Source organism: Pseudoalteromonas sp. XI10 (assembly GCF_001469895.1).
In the GTDB taxonomy this organism is placed as follows: domain Bacteria; phylum Pseudomonadota; class Gammaproteobacteria; order Enterobacterales; family Alteromonadaceae; genus Pseudoalteromonas.
Map to the genome: position 1 here is coordinate 102,843 of NZ_LOPY01000037.1, position 21,346 is coordinate 124,188.

The window sequence follows — 21,346 nt, forward strand, 5'->3', positions numbered from 1 at the left end:
TCGAACATGTTAGATTCTAAATATTTACGTCAAGATATCGAACAAGCGGCTGCACGTTTAGCATCACGCGGTTACGAACTTGATACTGCAGCGGTAACTGCACTTGAAGAAAAACGCAAAACATTACAAGTAAAAACGCAAGAACTTCAAAGCGAGCGTAATGCAAGTTCCAAAGCTATCGGCCAAGCAAAAGCGAAAGGCGAGCACGAAAAAGCACAGCAGCTGCTTGATTCAGTAAGTAATCTTGGCGACCAACTAGACAGCGTTAAAGCTGAGCAAGACGCAGTACTTGAAGAGCTTAAGCAAATTGCACTTGCTATTCCAAACTTACCTGATGAGTCTGTACCAGTAGGTGAAGACGAAGATCAAAACGTTGAAATCTCAACCTGGGGTACGCCTAAGTCATACGACTTTGAAGTAAAAGATCACGTTGATGTTGGTCAAGACGTAAATGGCCTAGACTTTGAAATGGGCGTTAAAATCAGTGGCGCGCGTTTTACTGTTATGCGTGGTCAAGTTGCACGTATGCACCGTGCTCTTACACAGTTCATGCTTGATACGCACACAGAGAAAAACGGCTACACAGAAATGTATGTGCCTTACCTTGTTAATAGCGCAAGCTTATACGGCACAAGCCAATTACCTAAGTTTGCTGGTGACTTATTCCACACATTAGGTTTAGTGGATGACGACGGTCAGCAACAACCAGGTTTTAGCTTAATTCCTACTGCTGAAGTACCACTTACGAACAGTGCTCGTGACGAAATTTACGACGAAAGCGACTTACCAATTCGTTTAACAGCGCACACACCTTGTTTCCGTAGTGAAGCCGGTAGCTATGGCCGTGATACACGTGGTCTTATTCGTCAGCACCAATTCGACAAAGTTGAATTAGTACAACTAGTAAAACCAGAAGATTCAATGCAAGCGCTAGAAGAGCTAACAGGCCATGCTGAGCAAATCTTACAAGCATTAGAACTTACATACCGTAAAGTGATTTTATGTACGGGTGATATGGGCTTTGGCGCAGCAAAAACTTACGATTTAGAAGTATGGTTACCTGCACAAAACACCTATCGTGAAATCTCATCATGTTCTAACATGGTTGATTTCCAAGCGCGTCGTATGCAAGCACGTTTCCGTCGTCAAGGCGAGAAAAAGCCAGAGCTACTTCATACATTAAATGGCTCAGGTTTAGCGGTTGGTCGTACACTGGTAGCAATCTTAGAGAACTACCAACAAGCAGACGGCTCAATTGTTGTACCAGAAGTATTACGCCCTTACATGGGTGGCTTAGAAGTTATTAAATAACATTTAAGTTTATAGCGTTTAAAAACCGTATTTGTGAAAGCAAATACGGTTTTTTTGTGTTTAAAGTTAATAATTAATTGCGGTACATAGCAGTTTTAGTAGACTAAAAAAAGTACTATTCGTTTTATCACTAAACGACATAGTATTTTTTACAATACACGAAGGACTGCTGTTATGAAAAAACTACTCGCCGTAGCATCCGCTGCTTTATATTTAGCAAGCTCTGTCGCTTTTGCTAAAGACAAACCTAATATTCTGATCATATTCCCCGACGATGTTGGCTGGCAAAACGTAAGTGCTTATGGGCTTGGTACCATGGGTTACAAAACGCCAAACATCGATAAGCTCGCCCATGAAGGTACAATGTTTACCGATCATTATGCGCAACCGTCTTGCACAGCCGGGCGCGCAGCCCTTATTACCGGTCAATATCCAATTCGTAGTGGCATGACAACGGTAGGCCGACCAGGCGGCGAGCTTGGTTTAAAAGCGGGCTCTTATACCCTTGCTGAGGTATTAAAAGAGCAGGGTTATGCAACAGGGCAATTTGGTAAAAACCACTTAGGTGACCGCAACGAGCACCTACCTACAGTTCATGGCTTTGATGAGTTTTTCGGAAATTTATACCATTTGAATACTCAAGAAGAGTTTGAACAACGTGATTACCCGAAAGATCCTGAATTTTTCAAAAAGTATGGTACGCGAGGTGTTTTACATACTTACGCCACAAATGTAGATGACAAAACAGTTGATCCACGCTTTGGTAAAGTAGGTAAGCAAAAAATTAAAGATACTGGCCAGCTTTCTCGTGAGCGAATGAAAACCGTTGATAAAGAGTTTATGGACGCAAGCATAGACTTTATTAAGCGAGCGCAAAAAGCTGATAAACCTTTCTTTGTATGGTTTAACCCAAGCCGTATGCATATGTACACGCGTTTAAGTGATGAAAGCCGTTATCTAGCAGCAGACTACACCACTGAGCATGATTTATACGGCAGTGGCTTGATTGAGCATGACCAACAAGTGGGTGAGTTAATGGCTACCCTGGAAGATATGGGTGCCCTAGATAACACCATTGTGATTTACTCTACTGATAATGGCCCAGAACACAGCGCACGATTACATGGTGGCACAACACCGTTCCGTGGTGAAAAAATGACAACATACGAAGGCGGCGTCCGCGTTCCTATGATTGTTCGTTGGCCGGGTAAAGTGCCAGCAAATACCATACTAACGGGTATTCAATCGCACATGGATATTTACACAACGCTTGCAGCTGCTGCGGGTGAACCAAATATCGCGAAAAAAGCGCTTAAAGAGCACAAGCAACCGATTGATGGCGTAAACAACTTAGATTATTGGTTAGGTAAAACAGACGAAAGTGCGCGTGATAGCTTTCTGTATTATTACGAATCGAGCATCAAAGCCGTACGTTACAAGCAGTGGAAACTTCATTTCGAAACGAGCGAAAACTATTACGCTCAGTACGAAAAGCAAAAGTTCCCGATTATCTATAACTTACGTATGGACCCGTTTGAAAGCTTTGATGGCCTAACTGACCGTTCAGACATAGTGCAAGCTAAACAATGGTTAAATGAGCCTGTACAACACTTGCTTGGTGAGCATATTCAGTCACTATCAAAATATCCACCATTACAAAAAGCGGCTAGCTTCGACTTTAGTCAGTTAATGGAACAGTTGATGTCTGGTAAGCAATAACACTCAATAAAGCGATTCATTAAGTTGTTTTTAAATAAATAGCCGCATCGGGAAGCAAATAAGCTAACCGTGCGGCTTTTTGCTTTTGGGACGAAAAGGTTGTAGATAGTAAGAGCTAAAGTCGATCCAAACCTGAACAATCAACGTATTCAAAGCATTAAGTTAATAGTGTGAAGCAATATGAGTAATAAACAAAAGTCAGTGCCAACATCACGGTTTTCACGCGCTGCTCGGCTTGGTTCTTTAGCTGGTAAAGTCGCGGGTAATATGTTGTTTGAAGGCACAAAAGCATGGGCGACGGGCAAGCAAACATCACGACAAGAGTTATTGTTACAGCCAAAAAATATTCAACGCTTTGCTGAGCAGCTTGCAAATTTGCGTGGCGCAGCAATGAAATTGGGGCAGCTGTTATCCATGGACAGTGGCGAATTACTTACTCCTGAGCTATCTGCAATTTTAGCAAGGCTACGCTCTGAAGCGACGCCCATGCCACAAAAGCAGCTTGTTAAAGTAATGCGAGAGCATTGGGGTGATGCGTGGCTAGAGCAATTATCGCATTTTGAACTCAGACCATTTGCTGCGGCATCAATAGGGCAAGTGCATATCGCTTATCGAGAATCGGGCGAAAAGTTAGCAGTTAAAGTGCAATACCTAGGTATTGCAAAAGGCATTGCTAGTGATGTTGATAATTTAGCTTACCTTCTGAAGCTCAGTGGCTTATTACCCAAAGAGGTAGAAATACAGCCTCTTATCGATGAAGCAAAACAACAGCTTATTAACGAAGCTGATTACGAGTTAGAAGCAAATTATTTAAAACGCTACAGCGAGTGTTTAAAGGGTGACGACAATTACCTTATTCCAACTGTGGTAGATTCGCTTAGTTCTTCTCAAGTTCTAGTAATGAGTTTTGTTGAAGGTCAAGAGCTAGATGAACTGGCAAACACAGAGCAAGCGCTACGTAATAAAGCGGTTGAACAGTTACTCAGCCTATTTATACGTGAATTATTTAGCTTTAAACTAGTTCAAACAGATCCAAACTTTGCTAATTATCAATATCAAATCGACAATCAACGCTTAGTGCTTTTAGATTTTGGCGCCACCCGCGAACTACCTCAGCATATTAGTGATGGCTACTTACAGTTATTATCTGGTGCGATTAATAATGATAGGGCAGATGTTGCAACAGCTGCACAACAAATTGGCTATTTTCAACAAGGGCTTGCTCAAGAGTATATAGATAATGTCGTCGATATATTTCTTCTCGCTTGCGAACCACTGCGCCACCAAGGTGAATATGATTTTGCGAATAGCGACTTACCAAAACGCATTAAAGAACTCGGCCTAAAAATGAGTACCGCCTCAGAGCATTGGCACGCACCACCCGTAGATGCCTTGTTCGTTCACAGGAAACTAGCAGGCCTCTTTTTAATCGCTGCAAAGCTAGGCGCAAAAGTGAATGTAAATAGTATTTTTAAGGAGTTTGAAGTACAGAGAGATAATTAATTGAACGGGAGTTTGGGGTAACTCATTTATGGCCCAAGATGTGCGACTAGCGCATTTCTTTTTCTGAATATCTTTATTACCAATAAAAATTAGAGTTGGCGATGCATTACGTTATTTGTTAAAAATAGATTTATTAATACCTGCGCGTAGCATCGGCAGAAAGATGAGCGACGCGCGCACTATAAAATTGTTAAGGTGCATATGAATCCGATCCTCAACGATATCTTGACCACTTTAGGTGGAGTTGGAGTAATCCTGTCGGGATTGTTTGTATATTTTGGTAAACTCCAACTAGAGAAATATAAAAAGAGTCTTGAGAAATCAAATTTAAAACTAAAGACATTACTTGATCAAGGTGTCCATGTTACTAAAAGTCGCTTTGATCAAGTTCCAGCTGATAAAACCAAAGATGAGGTGAAGTTAGACCGTCTTACGAAATTTGCTAAAGCAAATAATGAATTTGTTACTTTACTAAATCAATATACTCCATTTTATTCTAGTGAAGTTGATGAGTCTCTAAAGGTAATTAATAAGGTTTGTCGGCATGAGGCAATAGATTATGAGTTGTTAAACCCTCACGATAAAGATTACTGGGAAAAACAACGAGAGAACCAAGATAAACTTTTAGCTGAAATTGACAATTGTGGTCAATTAATTAAAAAACGAATAGACAGTTTGTCGGTTGTGGGTACTGCACCTTAACAAGTCGCTCAAAATGGAAGCAAAACGCTTGGCTTGTACTCCTTCGTCGCTAATTTTAGCCAAGCATTTATGCGCCCATTAGTAAGGCGTTATGCATTCACGGAAGTATGGCGAAAAAGTCAATGATTGAGAATCGCAAAGAATATTATTGCAAATGTAAGTGCGGAAGAGATCACGAGAATAAATTTATCCGTGGCATGTTTAAATATAGTGATGAAGGTGAAACTGCTTTTTGTCTTGCTATGCTTGAGCATCAAAACGAGCGCCATATTTGGCTTTCATTTATGACAGGTGAGTGGCCAAACACCAATCAAGAAGATTGCGCAGTCACTTGTCATATCTATACAAATGAAAAAGGTCGAGTTTTCACAATTCAAAATGGCGAGGATTCACCATTTAGTAATGATGATATTTTCGATTGTTACCAAGTTACACGCGAACAAGTATTGGCGGTCAATGGCGCTAAAGAGTGGTTTATAGATACCTATTTATCGCTGTTTAAAACAGATGACGAAATTGGGAACTACTTGGGAGCTGAGAATGCATAACAAGTTGCTCAAGTTCGTTCGTAAACTCACTGGGACAATTAACAGTTGGCTTAGCGCTTCGCGCAAGTTTAGCCAACAGTTAATTGCCCCTTAGCAAAACGTTATATGCCATGAAACTATTTGCGTTAATTTTGAGTATTCTATCATTTTCAACTTTTGCTGAGGTTAACTTAGTAAAAGTTGATAAGTCAGAAAATAAAATGTATTTACTGGATAATGGTAAAGTAATAAAAGAATATCGTGTTGCTTTTGGTGGTGCACCCAAAGGTCACAAGGAACAAGAAGGTGATCAGAAAACTCCCGAAGGTGTTTATATATTAGACTATAAAAAAGAAGATTCTTCTTTTTACCGAGCAATGCACATCAATTATCCCAATAAAGCTGATTTAGATAATGCTAAAAGAAAAGGTGTTTCTGCTGGAGGTTTTATCATGGTGCATGGGCAAAGGAATTGGTTGGGTTGGTTGTCTGGAATTACTCAAAATTTCAATTGGACAAATGGTTGTATTGCTTTAACAAATTCAGAAATGGATGAATTCATGGATTTGGTTAAAGTAGGCACAAAAATCCAAATAGAGTGGTAATTGGCATATAACTAGGCACTCAAGCAAGGACGCAGCAGAGCTTATCGTTATGTTTTAATGGAGGAGTGGTGAACTTAGGAAACTGGGATAGCGCAATTATCAAAAGCCTGTCATGGGTAGCCTTAGGAATAATCGTAATAACTTTGGTTATGGGTTCACTACCTACAACCGCTAGTGATATTACTGGCTTATTTGTATCAAGTTTACTTTTTTTAGGTGTCTATTTACTAGTATCGTTGGTCGGGTGGCTATGTGTCGGCTTTCCTGTTCATTGGGTAATTTGTAAATATGCAAATGCTTCCTTCAAGATCTATATGGTAGTTAGTATTCTAGTAAGCTTATCGTTGTATTTTGTTCAAAGTCAGGATTCTGTATTATTTGCGCTGACTGCATTGTCCCAAGCAATGATATTTAGGTTCTATGTGTATAAGAAAACCTAACAAGCTGTTTAAGAATAGGACTGCTAAAGCTTGGTTCGGTTTCGCTACCTTTGCATTTTAGCCAAACATTAATCAGCCCCTAACTGGGTGTTACCAAGGCCTTTCTTTTATAGAGCCGTCCTTCGTCTGTTCACAATTGCTTTTTTATTTCATCAAAGTAAAGAGCTTGCATAGCCACGAAAACGATCCAATAGCTCGTTCTTGTCCTGAGACAAAAGCTAAAGCTCCTGCATTTTAGTAGTATTGGCAATTAGTTAAGAAGTTTGTTACAAATGAGTCATTCAGAAAAGCGAGCGATACTGCGGTAGAAAAACACCCGATTTGCTCGCTATAAACATGTTAGGAATAAATAATGAAACATGATCCGCAGCGCCCTAACTGGCAGCTGGTTATCGAAGCGGTGGAAGCTTTGGGTGGATGTGCCAGCACTCCACAAATTAAGCAATATTTTCTTGAAAATTTTCTTCCCGAAACACGGTCTAAAAATGTTCCCTACGACAGTAAAATGGTAACTGTAAATTCTCCGTCCAGGGTTCATTATGGTGGTGGTAAGCAACCTAGGCGCACTGACACCAACAACCAATATGACAAATTATTTTTAAATGAAAGGAAACATTTCGAGCTTTACGATCCAGCTAAACATGGTGTATGGGAAATATTCAAAAATAATCTAGGCACGCTTACTGTAACGCAGGTTGCCGAACCTGAAACTGATACTTCTGAAATAATTGATATCGAAGGAAGTCTTCCCAACGAAAAAGATCCATCAAAAGGAACAGCATCAACTCCTGAAGGCGAAGGCAGTCAATTTGCGATGGAAGCGCATCTTCGAGATTATCTTGCACAGAATTTATCATCAATAAGTGGGTTAAACACCACCCTGAGTTTATTCATGGATGAAGCAGGAATTCCCGGTGTTGAGTATCGTACAGAGGCAGGAATAATCGACATTCTAACTATCGGAACAGATAATAATTTTTATGTTATTGAATTGAAAGTTGGGAAAGGTGCTGATGCAGTTATGGGTCAGGTTCTCAGGTATATGGGTTGGGTTCGTTCTAAGCTTGCTAGTTCAATACAAGATGTCTTTGGAGTGGTAATCGCCAGCAGAGCTACAAACAAACTCAAATATGCTGCTTCCGAAACACCGAAAGTCATGCTTCTAGAATACGAATTAAATTTTATAGTTCGTAGTGTTGAATAACCAAATTCCTAACAATTGCATTAAGTTCGTTCGCGCCGTTTATGCAAGACGTTAGGCATCAAGGAAAGTATGGACGATAATATTAAGGTCGGAGATTGGGTCAGAAGCTATGGTTCAGGGATATGGAGAGTTCATCGAATTCTAGAACTCAATGATTTTGATATTCAAAGTCAAACTAACAAACCTAGAAGTGTTGTTTTCTCTTCACGCTTTGTAAATGACTCTTATGAGCGATCCTTTGCAACAGAATGCTGTGATTCAACATTTGTTTATCATTTGCAACAAGCCGAGCAAGATGAACTCGATCCATTTATCAATCAAAATCCTGATTTATAACTAAATTCAATGCTTATACACCAAAACCCATTAACGCTATCTACAACGCAAAAATAAATATTCCAGTTTCAAAAAGTAAATCAGAGTTGGAAGATCTCTTAATTAGTTACCAATCATTATTTTTAGAGCAACTCTTTTGTCAGTTGCATTCATCAGGTTTAGCATCAAGTGATAACAAAGGTTGGACGGCACAATTTGTAGCTAAAGATCATGAGGCTGTTGATGGTAAATTAGTGTATAGCTTTTCAACGTTATTAACGTTTTAGATTTTATAGAAACTAAGAATAGCATGTAAGTTTTTGATAGGGATAAGGAAAAGTGGTCGGCATAGCAGGATTTGAACCTGCGACCCCTGACACCCCATGACAGTGCGCTACCAAGCTGCGCTATATGCCGACGTTGCAAGCCATAGTACGGCTTTTTTTATAAAAATCAATATCTCCGCAGTTCGATTGCCTGTTAATTGTTCAGGCAATCGGTATTAAATCAATGGGCTAGAGGTTAATCTAGCCAATCGTTGATCGTTTTGTACATAAAGTCGCGTATTAATGGTTGGGCATCGGCATTAGGGTGTAGGTTATCGTTTTGCATAAGTTCTGGACGGCCTGCAATACTAAGCATGAAAAAGGACATGAGCTCAGAATCTGTTTCATCGGCAATGGTTTTAAAGCTATCGGTGAAAAGTTTGGTATAACGCGGGCCATAGTTAGGTGGAATTTGCACTTCCATTACGGCGGTTTTCGCCCCGATTTGTTGGCTTTTTGTTATTAAATCACGTAGGTTAGCTTGTAGGCGTTTAATAGGGAAACCTCGTAAACCATCGTTTCCGCCTAGCTCAATGAGTACATGAGTGGGTTCAAATTCGCTCAGTAACGCGTCGAGTCGTCTTAGGGCACCGCCTGTGGTTTCACCGCTAATACTGGCGTTTACTAAGTATACAGATTGGTCTTTTTCATCGTACTTATCTTGTAACAATTTAACCCAGCCTTGCTCTTGTTTAAGACCGTAAGCGGCGCTTAAACTGTCACCTAAAATTAAAATTGTGTTGTCAGCTGCTGCCGTAAGTGGTTTGATTACTAACAGTAAAACGAATATAAAACGTAGGATTGGATGCATCATATGTCAGCGCTTTCTCAATTAAACATCATTCAAGTTAAAGGACTTTCTAAAACGGTCACCACGGTTGAGGGCGACCTGACCATCCTCAGTGACATCAGCTTTAATGTCAAGTCGGGCGACTCAGTTGCAGTGGTAGGCACCTCTGGTTCGGGTAAGTCTACTTTATTAAGTTTATTGGCAGGCCTTGACCAATCAACGGGGGGCAGCATCCATTTAGACGGAGCCGCATTACACGAATTAGATGAAGAAGCACGGGCAGCACTTCGCGCTGAAAAAGTAGGTTTTGTATTTCAGTCTTTCATGCTTGTACAAAGCTTAACAGCCCTTGAAAACGTAATGCTTCCTGCTGAACTTGCGGGTAGCAAAGACGCTAAACAACAAGCACTTGAGCTACTTGAAAAAGTAGGTTTGAGTCATCGCGTGGGTCATTACCCGTCGCAATTATCTGGCGGTGAGCAGCAACGGGTAGCAATTGCGCGAGCATTTATTGGCACACCTAAAATCTTATTTGCCGATGAACCGTCAGCGAACCTAGATAGCAAAAACGGTAAGTTAATTGAGTCTTTATTATTTGAACTAAATAAAGAGCATGGCACGACACTCATTTTAGTAACCCATGATGAGCAGCTTGCACAAAAGTGTCAGCAAATTTTACACATAGAAGCAGGGCAGTTAGTAACTGTAAAAGAAAGCGAAGGAGTGCAAGCGAATGTGGGCTAAATTAGCACTAAAACTGTTTTCACGTGAGTTTAAGCGTGGCGAATTAACAGTGATCAGTGCAGCAATAGCCTTAGCTGTTCTCACTGTTTTAACACTGTCTATGGTTACCGACCGAATTGGTCAAAGTATTGAAGAAAAAAGCAGTGCTTTTATTGCCGCTGATCGCGTTTTAGCTAGTAACCATGCTTTGCCTGCTGAGTTTTTAGAACAAGCCAACCAAGAAAACTTACGCACCGCTAAAATAACCTACTTCGATACCATGTTATTTGCCGGTGACGAAATGCAACTTGGCTCGGTTAAAGCGGTATCAAATACCTATCCGTTAAAAGGTGAGTTAAAAGTAAAAACCAGCCTGACTGACCAACCACAAGTAACTTCTGATATCCCAAGTCGTGGTGAAGTGTGGTTAAGTGAATCTGTGTTTTATGCGCTAAACATTAAAGTGGGCGATAAAGTAGAGCTTGGTGCTGCTACGTTTACGGCTAGTCATGTTGTAGCCGAAGAGCCAGATGCACCGTTTAATGTGTTTTCAAGCAGCCAACGAATTTTAATTAATGAAGCAGACATTGCTGTTACAGAGGTAATTCAGCCGGGCAGCCGTGTGTTTTACCGCCAACTTTATGCTGGTGACAAAGATAACTTAGATAGCTTTTATGCGTGGTTAAAACCACAGATGAAAGAAAACCAACGTTGGTATGGTGTTAAAGACCGCCAGTCACCTATTTCTAATAGTTTAAATCGTGCCGAAAGCTATTTATTGCTAGCTGGTTTACTAGGCATTATTTTAGCTGCTGTTGCTATTGCGGTATCGGCAAAACGTTATTGTGAACGTCAGTACGACCCAGTTGCTATGATGAAAACGCTTGGCGGTAGCCGCGCGATGATCCGTAAAATCTATTTATTACATTTGAGCCTTGTGTGTTCAATGTCGGTGATTGTCGGTTTACTGATTGGTTATGGTTTACAAGCGGTTGCGACCGATTATTTGGCACAAACCATGGGCACAGCACTACCAAGCGCATCGGCAAAACCTTGGATTATTGCGATTAGCACGGGTGTGATTTGTGCGGTTATGTTTTCAATTAAACCGCTACTCGATTTATTTGATATTCCGCCGCTGCGTGTACTTCGCCGTAACTTAGGCGACCGTTTATTGGTAAGTAAAGTGCACCTTACTATGTCGGCGCTTACTGTGTTTTTACTGATGTGGTTATTTAGTAACAACATCAAAATTAGTGCAATTTTGTTCCTTTCGACGGCATTTTTAATTGCCGTGTTATTTGGTTTATCAAAGGTTATTTTTGGTGGTGGTCGTAAACTTGGCTTGAGTCCGGGCAACAGTTGGTCATTGGCGATTGCGTCAATTCAAAAGCGTGCCAATGTGAATGCGGTACAATTAATTAGCTTTGCTTTGGCTATCAAACTATTACTGTTTTTAATTGTACTTAAGAACGACATGATTTCGGATTGGCAGTCTCAGCTTCCTGAAAATGCACCTAATTCATTTTTAGTGAACATTACTGAGCAAGAGTTAGAGCCTATTACTAGCTTCTTAGCGCAAAACGATATGCCAACATCTGATTTCTATCCGGTTGTTCGTGGCCGTGTAAACGCCGTTAATGGTGAGTTGGTTGCCCGCGAAGTATCGCAAGAAGACAACGAAAAGAAAGACGAAGAAGCCCGCTCTGGTATTGGTCGTGAGTTAAACCTAACTTGGCGTAAAGACTTACCTAATCAAAACGAGCTTATCGACGGTACATGGTTTACTGAAGACTCAGTAGCCGAGGCATCGGTAGAAGAGTCAATGCTTGAACGCCTTGATGTACAAATTGGCGATACGCTTACTTTCTTAATCGGTGCGCAGTCGTTTGATGCAAAAATTACCAGTGTACGTAAGGTTAATTGGACCACGCTTAAACCTAACTTCTTTATTATTTTAAGCCCTGATGTGCTAGCGAGTTTTCCGGCTACTTATATTTCATCGGTAAATGTAAAAGCAGAGAAAAAACGTGAGTTTAATGAGCTAATGCGTCAATACCCAACGGTTAACGTGATAGATGTTGAGAGTTTCATTAAACAAATTCGCTCAACCATAGAGCAAGTATCGTTAGCGATAGGGTTTGTACTAGCGATTGTGGTTGCCTGTGGCGCTTTAGTACTTATTTCACAAGTGCAAGCAAGTTTAGGCGAGCGAATGCAAGAGATTGTTATTTTGCGAACTTTAGGTGCTAAAGGGCGTTTAATTAAAAATGCCACCTTATATGAGTTTTTACTATTAGGCGTTACTGCAGGTTTAGTCGCTGCCATTGTCAGTGACATCGCTCTGTTAATAGTACAAAAACAAATGTTCGATTTAGCAGGTAAGTTCCACCCTCACATTTGGGTAATTGGCCCAGCAGTCGGTGGCTTATTTGTGGCATGTTTGGGCTATTTGATGATAGCCCGCACAATGCGAAAAAATACCCAAGGCTTATTACGTTCGCTCGCGTAAAAGTCTCTTGAAGGTTGACTATAAAATGCTCGCAATTGCGGGCATTTTTTATGAATTGCAATTGGCTACTGGTAATTTATACAGTGCTCTGGCATTATTAACCGCAGATAATAATGATAATAGACGGTTCAGTTAGTTGGCGATTATTTTAGGGATTGATCCTGGTTCACGATTAACAGGGTACGGCGTGATTGCTCACCAAGGTGCTAAGTTCACTTATTTAGGTAGTGGCTGCATTAAATTGGCCGATCACGATTTTCCGGTACGTTTAAAAATGATTTACCAAGGGATCAGTCAATTGGTAGAGCAATTCTCACCAGACAGTTTTGCTATCGAAAAAGTGTTTATGGCACACAACCCAGACTCAGCGCTTAAGCTCGGTCAAGCACGCGGTGCTGCTATTGTTGGCGCTTCAATGGCAGAGCTGCCAGTTTATGAGTATTCAGCTAGGCAAATTAAGCAGGCCGTTGTAGGTAATGGCGGCGCCGATAAGTCTCAAGTTCAGCATATGGTTAAAAACATTTTAAAGCTGCCAGGTACCCCTCAAGCCGATGCCGCAGATGCCTTGGCAATTGCTATTTGTCATGCACACTCAGAACAAAATTTAATAAAACTTGCGGGCAGTGCGAGCAAAACCGTAAGAGGACGATTAAGGAAGTAATATGATTGGTCGATTAAATGGCTTACTAGTAGAAAAACAGCCGCCAGAAATTCTTATTGAAGTAAGTGGTGTAGGCTACGAAGTGCAAATGCCGATGACCTGCTTTTATGATTTACCAGCAGTGGGTGAGCAAGCGGTTATTTATACCCATTTTGTGGTACGTGAAGATGCCCAGCTATTATTTGGCTTTAACAACAAAACCGAACGCGCTTTATTTAGAGAGCTTTTAAAAGCCAATGGTGTTGGGCCAAAACTTGGTCTAGCTATTTTATCGGGTATGTCGGCGCAGCAATTTGTAAGCTGTGTTAATAATGAAGATGCAACAACACTGGTAAAATTGCCGGGTGTTGGTAAAAAAACGGCTGAGCGTTTAGTGCTCGAAATGAAAGACAGACTCAAAGATTGGGGTAATGACTTATTTACACCATTTAGCGATAATGCCGTCATTGAGCCATCAAGTGATGATACTCTAGTGGCAAATAATGCTGCCGATGATGCAGTATCAGCACTTGTGGCATTAGGCTATAAGCTACCGCAAGCACAAAAAGCGGTTAAAACAGTGAACAAACCAGATATGACGACCGAGGTTCTAATTAAAGAAGCTCTAAAATCAATGTTGTGAGTAAACCATGATTGAAGCAGATCGCTTAATAGATGCGAGTGAACAAAGTAACGAAGACAGTGTTGATCGTGCCATACGACCAAAGCTGTTAACCGATTACACAGGCCAGCCGCATGTTAAGCAACAAATGGAAATTTTTATCGAGGCCGCTCGCCATCGTGGCGAAGCGCTGGATCACTTATTAATATTTGGTCCGCCGGGTCTTGGTAAAACTACACTTGCAAACATTGTAGCCAACGAGCTTAACGTTAATATTAAAACAACGTCGGGGCCAGTACTCGAAAAAGCAGGCGATTTAGCTGCGCTTTTAACGAACCTTGAAGAAGGCGACGTACTGTTTATTGACGAAATACATCGCTTGAGCCCGCAAGTCGAAGAGATTTTGTATCCCGCAATGGAAGATTATCAGCTGGATATTATGATAGGTGAGGGCCCCGCAGCACGCTCAATCAAGCTTGATTTGCCGCCATTTACTTTAATTGGTGCAACAACTCGTGCTGGCTCACTCACCTCACCACTTAGAGACCGTTTTGGTATTGTTCAGCGATTAGAGTTTTATTCGGTTGAAGACTTATCGAAAATTGTTGCCCGCTCAGCAAGCTTTTTAGACTTAACCATGTGTGATGAAGGTGCTACCGAAATCGCCAAGCGTTCACGAGGTACACCGCGCATAGCAAACCGTTTATTACGCCGCGTTCGTGATTACACCCAAGTGAAATCAGACGGTAAAGTGAACGCCATAGTTGCAGAACAAGCCCTCGATATGATTGATGTTGATAAAAGCGGTTTTGACTACATGGATAGAAAATACTTGCTAGCTATTATCGAAAAATTTATGGGCGGCCCAGTTGGCCTTGATAACCTAGCGGCTGCAATTGGCGAAGAAAAAGAAACCATCGAAGATGTAATAGAGCCTTTTTTAATTCAACAAGGCTTTATTCAACGTACCCCCCGCGGACGACTCGTTTCAGATATTGCTTATTTACACTTTGGGCTAACGCCAGAGAAATAACTAAAACCCCGCGAAGCGGGGTTTTTTGTAGTTAGACATTAGAAGTTAGATATCAGAAGTTAGATATCAGAAGTTAGATTTCAGAAGTTAGATTTCAGAAGTTAGATTTCAGTTGACCGAGAGGGTGGTTTTATTTGTGTAATTAAACAAAAAGCTTGCTATAGATGATATTAGTTTTACTTTGTTCTAACCACTAACCACTAACCACTAACCACTAACCACTAACCACTAACCACTAACCACTAACCACTAACCACTAACCACTAACCACTAACCAGTGGGTTGTTGTCTCATTTTAACATCTGTAATTCACATGCTGTTAAGTTATCGGTAGGTATTCTCATTGGCGTTTGTGTAGGCAAAAAAAAGCCCGCATAAGGATGCGGGCAAACAACAAGTTGAAGGAAGTAATCCAGGGAACTACGGTCTACTTGAATAAGGTTTTATCCCGATTTAAGTAAACCTAGAGCAATACGAAACTTCATATTGCTAAAAACGGAGCTTGATGAAAGAAACTTTCATGAGGTTGCTAGCTCGGTATAGGTAAATAATACGCAATGATGGATTTTTCTTCAAACTAGAAAAATTTTATTTTCAGATAAAAAAAACTAATGTGAGCTAAAAATTGAATTGTTTTCTTTTTGTTCACTTTGTAACTATTTTGTTTTTAACCATCTGAATAAAATGGTTTTTATAATTCTTGTGATCTTTATTCAGGATTAGTTTAAGTATTCTGTAGTAGATTTGCAAAAGTGCTTTTGGGTGTTTATGCGTAATTTATGAATAAACGTCGTGTTTTTGTCTGTTTTGGTTGCTTTTGAGAGCTATTCTAGTGACTTATTATTAAGGTGAAAATATGCGTAAATGTGTTGATAAAACCTAATATGGCTAAAAAATAACTAAGCAAATTGCTTTTTACCGTTATTTGCCGCTAATTCACAGCAAGAGCGTTGTCAGTTTATAACTGACTAGATACACTAGATGTAACTTTTGGCCATGATTGTGGTCAATAAATGCAAGTGTAAAAAATATAACAAATTACATAGAAATCTATTTTAGGAGTTTAACGTGGGATCAGGGCTTAACTTTTTAGATCTTATTCTAGAAGCCAGTGTACTTGTCCAGCTAGTAATGTTGGCATTAGTCGGTATGTCGGTAATGTCATGGGCAATTATTTTTCAACGTAAAAAAGCGATTTCTGATGCACTTAATGGCGCTAAGCGTTTTGAGCAAAAGTTTTGGTCAGGTATTGATTTAAGTAAATTATATAACGAAGTATCTGCTCGTCCTGGTGGTGCATCAGGTGTTGAAGCATTATTCGTTGCAGGATTTAAAGAGTTTGCACGTCATAAGAAAAATACATTTCAAAGTGCAGGCATCGTAATGGAAGGCACACATCGTTCAATGCGAGTTGCGCTATCGCGCGAAGTTGAAAAGCTTGAGTCAAGTTTATCGTTTTTAGCAACAGTGGGTTCAATTAGTCCTTACATCGGTCTGTTTGGTACGGTATGGGGTATTATGAACGCATTCATCGCGTTAGGTGAAGTTAAACAAGCAACGCTACAAATGGTAGCGCCAGGTATCGCCGAAGCGCTGATTGCAACTGCAATGGGCTTATTTGCTGCAATCCCTGCTGTAATTGCTTACAACCGTTTTGCTAATAAAGTAGAAAAGCTTGAAGGTAATTACATTAACTTCATGGAAGAATTCGCCAATATTTTACACCGCCAAGCAGCTGCGCAAATAGAGGCTAAAGCGAATGTATCAGCGTAAGAAACGTCGCCCTGTAGGTGAAATAAACGTAGTACCTTACATTGATGTAATGTTGGTACTACTAATTATATTTATGGCAACTGCGCCACTTATTACCCATGGCGTAAAAGTGGACTTGCCTAAAATGGAAGAATCGGATTTAGTTGATACTAAAGATACACCACCTATCATTGCCTCAATTGATGCTGAAGGTAAGTACTATGTAAGTATTGGTACTGACCCAGAAGCACCAATGGAAGCGCTGGATGTTGCGGCGGTAATTAAACTTCAGCTACAAAAAAATCCAGATACACCTGTGATGATTAAAGGTTCTGGCCGTGTTTCTTATCAAGAAGTACTGCTGCTTATGGACTTTTTGAAAAATGCTGGTGTGCCTTCAGTGGGTCTTATGACCGAATCATTCGAGGGGACGAAAGGCTAGTATGGGTGCATCAGTAGTAAAATCGGTTCTTTTGCACCTTGCAATAGCAGGTTTATTAGTAGCAACAGCTAATTTTCATATGCCAGCGCCTAAGGTGATGGAAGTAACGCTGAACCCTGCTTTACCAGAGCCTGAAAAAGCCGTTGCCGCAGTAACGGTTGATCAGCAAAAGGTTGAGCAGAAAATTGCCGAGCTTAAAAAGCAAGAAGAAGCAAAAAAACGAGCCGAAGCAAAACGTATTCGTGACCTTGAGCGCCGTGCAAATGATGCACGTAAGCAACGTGAAGCTGAAGACAGACGCCTTAAAAAGCTAGAGCAGCAACGCCGCGCGAAAGAGAAGGAAAAAGCAGAAGCAGAAGCACAAGCGAAGAAAGCACGTGAAATTCAAGAGAAAGAACGAGCTAAAGCGCAACAGGCTGAAAAGCAAAAGCAAGAAGCTGAAGCCGCAGCGAAAGCTGCAGCTGAAAAACGTAAAGCTGAAGAAGAGGCGTTAAAGAAAGCGGAAGAAGAGCGTAAGCGTAAAGCTGCCGAAGCTGAAGCTGAACGTAAACGCAAAGAAGCTGAAGCAGAGCGTAAACGCCAGCAAGCATTGCAAGAGCAAATGCTACAAGAACAATTAGCTGCTGAGCAGGCTGCACGTAATAAAGTGCGCCAGCAACAAGTAGTGGGCGAAGTTGAAAAATATAAAGCGTTAATTATGGCGCGCATTCAACAAAACTTCTTAAAAGATGAGAAGATGAAAGGTAAAGAATGTCGTCTTAATATTCGTCTTGGTTTTAATGGCTTAGTGACTCAAGTAAAATCACTTGGCGGAGATACCTTGGTATGCGAAGCTGCAATGCGTGCGGTGCGTATGGCAGACACATTGCCAGTATCAAAAGATCGTGAAGTATTTGAGCAACTTAAAAATATTAATTTAACAATAGCGCCTCAATTTTAAAGGAATGATATGTTTAACCAGATAAAAACAGCATGTTTTATTGTATTACTGGGCTTTCATGGCATTGCCAGTGCTGCACTAGAAATTGTGATCACCGATGGTATTGACGGTGCACGTCCAATTGCGATTGTACCTTTCCAGTACAATGGTGTAGGAACTATCCCTGAAAAATTAAGCTCAGTGATTGCAGCTGACTTAATGCGTAGTGGTAAGTTTAAGCCAATTGATGTGAACACAATGCCGCAGCTTCCAGCTACTGACACCGACGTTGATTACGGCGCTTGGGTTAATAAAGGCGTTGAAGCGGTTCTTGTAGGCCAAGTAGAGCAGCAAACAAATGGCCGTTACTTAGTTAAGTATGAGCTTATTGATGTTATTCGTGGTCAAATTACCGGTGGCGAAACGCAAATGATGAGCAATGGCCGATTAGTTAAAAGCCAAGATCACATTTTAGACGCACGTGAAAGTGTAATTGCTGAAACAGGTTTTCGCCGTTACGCGCACCGCATTAGTGATGTAGTTTACGAAGCGCTAACCGGTGAAAAAGGTGCATTCTTAACGAAGATTGCTTATGTGATAGTTCGCGAAGAAGAACCTAAGCCATACCAGCTTGTAGTTGCTGATTACGATGGTTTTAATGAGCAAGTGTTACTTCGCTCTAAAGAGCCATTAATGTCACCAGCGTGGTCACCTGACGGTACTAAGCTTGCGTACGTAACATTTGAGAATCGTCAAAGCCAAATTTACATTCAAGATTTATACACAGGTAAACGTGAGCTGATCACAAGCCATCCTGGTATTAATGGTGCACCGCAGTTCTCGCCTGATGGTAAAAAGTTATTATTAGTACTTTCTAAAGACCGAAATGGTGCAACAGAAGTATATGTTTTAGACCTTGCAACTCGCAAAGAAAGACGTCTTACAAACCACCGTAGTATAGATACTGAACCATCTTGGTTCCCTAATGGGCAAGATATTGTGTTTACGTCTGAAAGGGGTGGTAATGCTCAGATTTATAAGTTAAATTTGCAAACTGGTAGGTCAAAACGCATGACGTTTGACGGAGATATGAACCTAGCAGGTTCGGTTTCTCCAGACGGAAAAGAATTAGTGATGGTGAACCGTACCAACGGTCAATACCATCTTGCTAAGAAAGAGCTAGCTACAGGCGCGTTTCAAGTATTAACTAGAACTCGCTTAGATGAATCACCGAGTATCGCTCCAAACGGCTCGATGATTATCTACAGCACGCTTCATAATAATAAACAGGTGTTGGCGTTAGTTTCTATGGACGGTCGCTTTAAAGCACGCTTACCTGTGCTAAACGGACAAGTAAAGGCACCAGCTTGGTCGCCTTATTTACAGTAATTTTACTGGTTTACTCAATATAGGAATCAATTAAATGCAACTTAATAAAACTTTAAAAGGCCTGCTAATTGCTGTGCCAGTGATGACATTAGCGGCGTGTAGCTCTTCTTCAGGTGTTGACGAAGGTGCTGCAAACCAATCTAACCAAGGTATGGTTGAGCAATCAAACAACACTGATACTGTTGAAGTTGCAACGCTTACTCCAGAGCAACAAGCTGAAGAAGCACTTCGTGAAAAGTACGAAGCGTTACGTCAAGAGCAAATCATTTACTTTGGTTTTGATAACGCAAAAATCCAAAGCAAATATGCTGAGCTTTTACAAGCACACGCTGAGTTCTTAGTACAAAACCCTTCAGTTAAAGTACTAATCGAAGGTCACGCAGATGAGCGCGGTACGCCTGAGTACAACATCGCACTAGGTGAGCACCGTGGTCAAGCAGTAGAAAAATACCTACAAAGTTTAGGTGTTTCTGCTAGCCAAATGTCAGTAGTGAGCTATGGTGAAGAGAAGCCAATGGTTAAGTCTCGCACTGAAGAAGCGTTCGCGAAGAACCGTCGCGCAGTATTAGTTTACTAATAAAGAGTCATTATGAAGCCGAAAATTATTTTGGCAGCAATGATCTTAAGCGGGAGCACCCAGTTATGGGCTGCTCCCGCTCCTGTTTCAGAAGCTGCAAGCTCGCAATCGAGCATTGAGAAGCGTTTAGTCGCTTTAGAAAACATGATGAAGTCACGTAATTTATTGCAAGCTGAGCTTCAGCAGCAGCTTAATATTTTACAAGACGAAGTGAGCCAAGTACGTGGTATTACTGAAGAGCAAAGCTATAAGCTTGAAAAAGTATTACAACGTCAGCGTGAGCTTTATCAAGAGATTGAGAACCGTGTAAGCCAAGCTTATAGCCAGCCTGCTGCAACACAAACTCAACCTACTAACACTTATACGGATGTGGGTGCATCACAGGCAATCAGTTCAGACCTATCTGAAAACGAAGCCTATGACCGTGCTGTGGCGTTAATCATGAAAGATAAACGTTATGAGCAAGCAATTCCTGAGTTCCAAACATTCTTAACTACTTACCCTAATTCAGTGTATGTATCTAATGCGCATTATTGGTTAGGTCAGCTGTTAACAATTCAAAACGATCAAGCTGGTGCAACTGAGCACTTTAAAGTAGTTGTGAATGAATACCCTAATTCTAATAAGCGCCCAGATGCGATGTTAAAGTTAGGAACCTTATTAGCGGATCAAGGTTTAGGCGAGCAAGCCCTTAAAACTTTTAATGATTTAATTAATCAGTACCCAAGTACTACCGCTGCAAAATTAGCCACAGAACGTCTGTCGCAAATGTAGATTTGACCTGATTAGACTGCTTTTTGACATAAGCGGTCTAAAATTAGGCAACTAGACATAAAAACTTAAAAAAAGAGATATTTTCTGTTGCACTCAGCATTTAAATAAGTATTATAAGCGCCCGCAGCAGGCGATTGGTAACAACAGCCAAAATGCGGCAAAAAGAGCGGGTCATTAGCTCAGTTGGTAGAGCAGTGGACTTTTAATCCATTGGTCGATGGTTCGAGTCCATCATGACCCACCATTCTATTAGAGTGGTAATCTTAAATCGGCGGATTTACGTAATGCTTAATATAAGCAGTTGAGCGGGTCATTAGCTCAGTTGGTAGAGCAGTGGACTTTTAATCCATTGGTCGATGGTTCGAGTCCATCATGACCCACCATTCTTTTGAATGGTCATATCGGCGGATTTACGCAGCTTTTAATAAGCAACGAGCGGGTCATTAGCTCAGTTGGTAGAGCAGTGGACTTTTAATCCATTGGTCGATGGTTCGAGTCCATCATGACCCACCATTCTTTTT

At 40.9% G+C, this 21,346-nt stretch carries 21 protein-coding genes and 4 tRNA genes; 23 read left to right on the top strand and 2 right to left on the bottom strand.

The annotated features are described in order from the left end of the window. Positions 1 to 6 precede the first annotated feature (6 nt). The 9 genes from serS (at position 7) to AUR67_RS21380 (ending at position 8,613) form a co-directional block, all read left to right on the top strand. Complete coding sequence (gene serS, locus AUR67_RS07630; protein WP_058584809.1) at positions 7 to 1,311, top strand: serine--tRNA ligase; 1,305 nt, start codon at positions 7 to 9, stop codon at positions 1,309 to 1,311. Positions 1,312 to 1,485: 174 nt separating this feature from the next. Continuing rightward, a complete protein-coding gene (locus AUR67_RS07635) occupies positions 1,486 to 3,030 on the top strand; it encodes an arylsulfatase (protein ID WP_058584810.1) in 1,545 nt (514 codons plus the stop codon). A 180-nt stretch (positions 3,031 to 3,210) separates the two neighbouring features. Next, positions 3,211 to 4,533, top strand: coding sequence for an ABC1 kinase family protein (locus AUR67_RS07640; RefSeq protein ID WP_058584811.1), 1,323 nt, complete (start codon positions 3,211 to 3,213; stop codon positions 4,531 to 4,533). A 201-nt stretch (positions 4,534 to 4,734) separates the two neighbouring features. Next, entirely contained in the window at positions 4,735 to 5,235 is a 501-nt protein-coding gene (locus tag AUR67_RS07645) for a hypothetical protein (protein ID WP_058584812.1), read from the top strand. A gap of 197 nt (positions 5,236 to 5,432) precedes the next feature. Beyond that, entirely contained in the window at positions 5,433 to 5,783 is a 351-nt protein-coding gene (locus AUR67_RS07650; RefSeq protein WP_058584813.1) for a hypothetical protein, read from the top strand. Positions 5,784 to 5,893: 110 nt separating this feature from the next. Next, positions 5,894 to 6,367 carry a L,D-transpeptidase family protein gene (locus tag AUR67_RS07655; protein WP_058584814.1) on the top strand — a complete coding sequence of 158 codons (474 nt, stop codon included), beginning with the start codon at positions 5,894 to 5,896 and terminating at the stop codon, positions 6,365 to 6,367. Positions 6,368 to 7,159: 792 nt separating this feature from the next. After that, complete coding sequence (locus tag AUR67_RS07665; protein ID WP_058584816.1) at positions 7,160 to 8,011, top strand: endonuclease NucS domain-containing protein; 852 nt, start codon at positions 7,160 to 7,162, stop codon at positions 8,009 to 8,011. Positions 8,012 to 8,080: 69 nt separating this feature from the next. Further along, positions 8,081 to 8,347 (top strand): hypothetical protein, encoded by a 267-nt coding sequence (locus AUR67_RS21375; protein WP_235591809.1) that lies wholly within the window; start codon positions 8,081 to 8,083, stop codon positions 8,345 to 8,347. An 86-nt stretch (positions 8,348 to 8,433) separates the two neighbouring features. Further along, positions 8,434 to 8,613, top strand: coding sequence for a hypothetical protein (locus tag AUR67_RS21380; protein WP_235591810.1), 180 nt, complete (start codon positions 8,434 to 8,436; stop codon positions 8,611 to 8,613). A gap of 53 nt (positions 8,614 to 8,666) precedes the next feature. Here the strand turns inward: AUR67_RS21380 and AUR67_RS07675 are convergent. Further along, positions 8,667 to 8,743, bottom strand: a tRNA-Pro gene (locus AUR67_RS07675). Positions 8,744 to 8,848: 105 nt separating this feature from the next. Further along, the gene (locus tag AUR67_RS07680) at positions 8,849 to 9,466 is read right to left on the bottom strand and encodes an arylesterase (protein ID WP_058584817.1); all 618 of its coding nucleotides are present in this window, start codon (positions 9,464 to 9,466) and stop codon (positions 8,849 to 8,851) included. Between AUR67_RS07680 and AUR67_RS07685 the strand changes: the two genes are divergently transcribed. The 14 genes from AUR67_RS07685 (at position 9,467) to AUR67_RS07750 (ending at position 21,338) form a co-directional block, all read left to right on the top strand. Next, complete coding sequence (locus tag AUR67_RS07685; RefSeq protein WP_054561283.1) at positions 9,467 to 10,186, top strand: ABC transporter ATP-binding protein; 720 nt, start codon at positions 9,467 to 9,469, stop codon at positions 10,184 to 10,186. It begins immediately after the preceding gene. Next, positions 10,176 to 12,677, top strand: a complete 2,502-nt coding sequence (locus tag AUR67_RS07690) for an ABC transporter permease (protein ID WP_058584818.1) — start codon at positions 10,176 to 10,178, stop codon at positions 12,675 to 12,677. Before AUR67_RS07685 ends, AUR67_RS07690 begins: the two co-directional genes overlap by 11 nt. A 136-nt stretch (positions 12,678 to 12,813) precedes the next feature. Beyond that, positions 12,814 to 13,338 (top strand): crossover junction endodeoxyribonuclease RuvC, encoded by a 525-nt coding sequence (ruvC, locus tag AUR67_RS07695; RefSeq protein WP_054561285.1) that lies wholly within the window; start codon positions 12,814 to 12,816, stop codon positions 13,336 to 13,338. A 1-nt stretch (position 13,339) separates the two neighbouring features. Then, entirely contained in the window at positions 13,340 to 13,960 is a 621-nt protein-coding gene (ruvA, locus tag AUR67_RS07700) for a Holliday junction branch migration protein RuvA (protein ID WP_055198696.1), read from the top strand. A gap of 7 nt (positions 13,961 to 13,967) precedes the next feature. Beyond that, entirely contained in the window at positions 13,968 to 14,972 is a 1,005-nt protein-coding gene (gene ruvB, locus AUR67_RS07705) for a Holliday junction branch migration DNA helicase RuvB (RefSeq protein ID WP_058584819.1), read from the top strand. 1,068 nt (positions 14,973 to 16,040) lie between these two features. Further along, positions 16,041 to 16,745 (top strand): protein TolQ, encoded by a 705-nt coding sequence (gene tolQ, locus AUR67_RS07710; RefSeq protein ID WP_054561288.1) that lies wholly within the window; start codon positions 16,041 to 16,043, stop codon positions 16,743 to 16,745. Further along, positions 16,732 to 17,166, top strand: a complete 435-nt coding sequence (tolR, locus tag AUR67_RS07715) for a protein TolR (protein WP_054561289.1) — start codon at positions 16,732 to 16,734, stop codon at positions 17,164 to 17,166. The genes tolQ and tolR overlap by 14 nt, the downstream gene beginning before the upstream one ends. A 1-nt stretch (position 17,167) precedes the next feature. Then, on the top strand, positions 17,168 to 18,106 hold the full coding sequence (gene tolA / locus AUR67_RS07720) for a cell envelope integrity protein TolA (RefSeq protein ID WP_058584820.1): 939 nt from the start codon (positions 17,168 to 17,170) through the stop codon (positions 18,104 to 18,106). 9 nt (positions 18,107 to 18,115) lie between these two features. Continuing rightward, a complete protein-coding gene (tolB, locus tag AUR67_RS07725) occupies positions 18,116 to 19,474 on the top strand; it encodes a Tol-Pal system beta propeller repeat protein TolB (RefSeq protein WP_058584821.1) in 1,359 nt (452 codons plus the stop codon). A 34-nt stretch (positions 19,475 to 19,508) separates the two neighbouring features. Further along, positions 19,509 to 20,051: a peptidoglycan-associated lipoprotein Pal gene (pal, locus tag AUR67_RS07730; RefSeq protein WP_054553016.1), complete on the top strand. Its 543-nt coding sequence runs from the start codon at positions 19,509 to 19,511 to the stop codon at positions 20,049 to 20,051. A 12-nt stretch (positions 20,052 to 20,063) separates the two neighbouring features. After that, complete coding sequence (gene ybgF, locus AUR67_RS07735; protein WP_058584822.1) at positions 20,064 to 20,825, top strand: tol-pal system protein YbgF; 762 nt, start codon at positions 20,064 to 20,066, stop codon at positions 20,823 to 20,825. A gap of 168 nt (positions 20,826 to 20,993) precedes the next feature. Then, positions 20,994 to 21,069, top strand: a tRNA-Lys gene (locus AUR67_RS07740). Between the two features lie 63 nt (positions 21,070 to 21,132). Then, positions 21,133 to 21,208 (top strand) — tRNA-Lys (locus AUR67_RS07745). 54 nt (positions 21,209 to 21,262) lie between these two features. Then, positions 21,263 to 21,338, top strand: a tRNA-Lys gene (locus AUR67_RS07750). Positions 21,339 to 21,346: the final 8 nt, after the last annotated feature.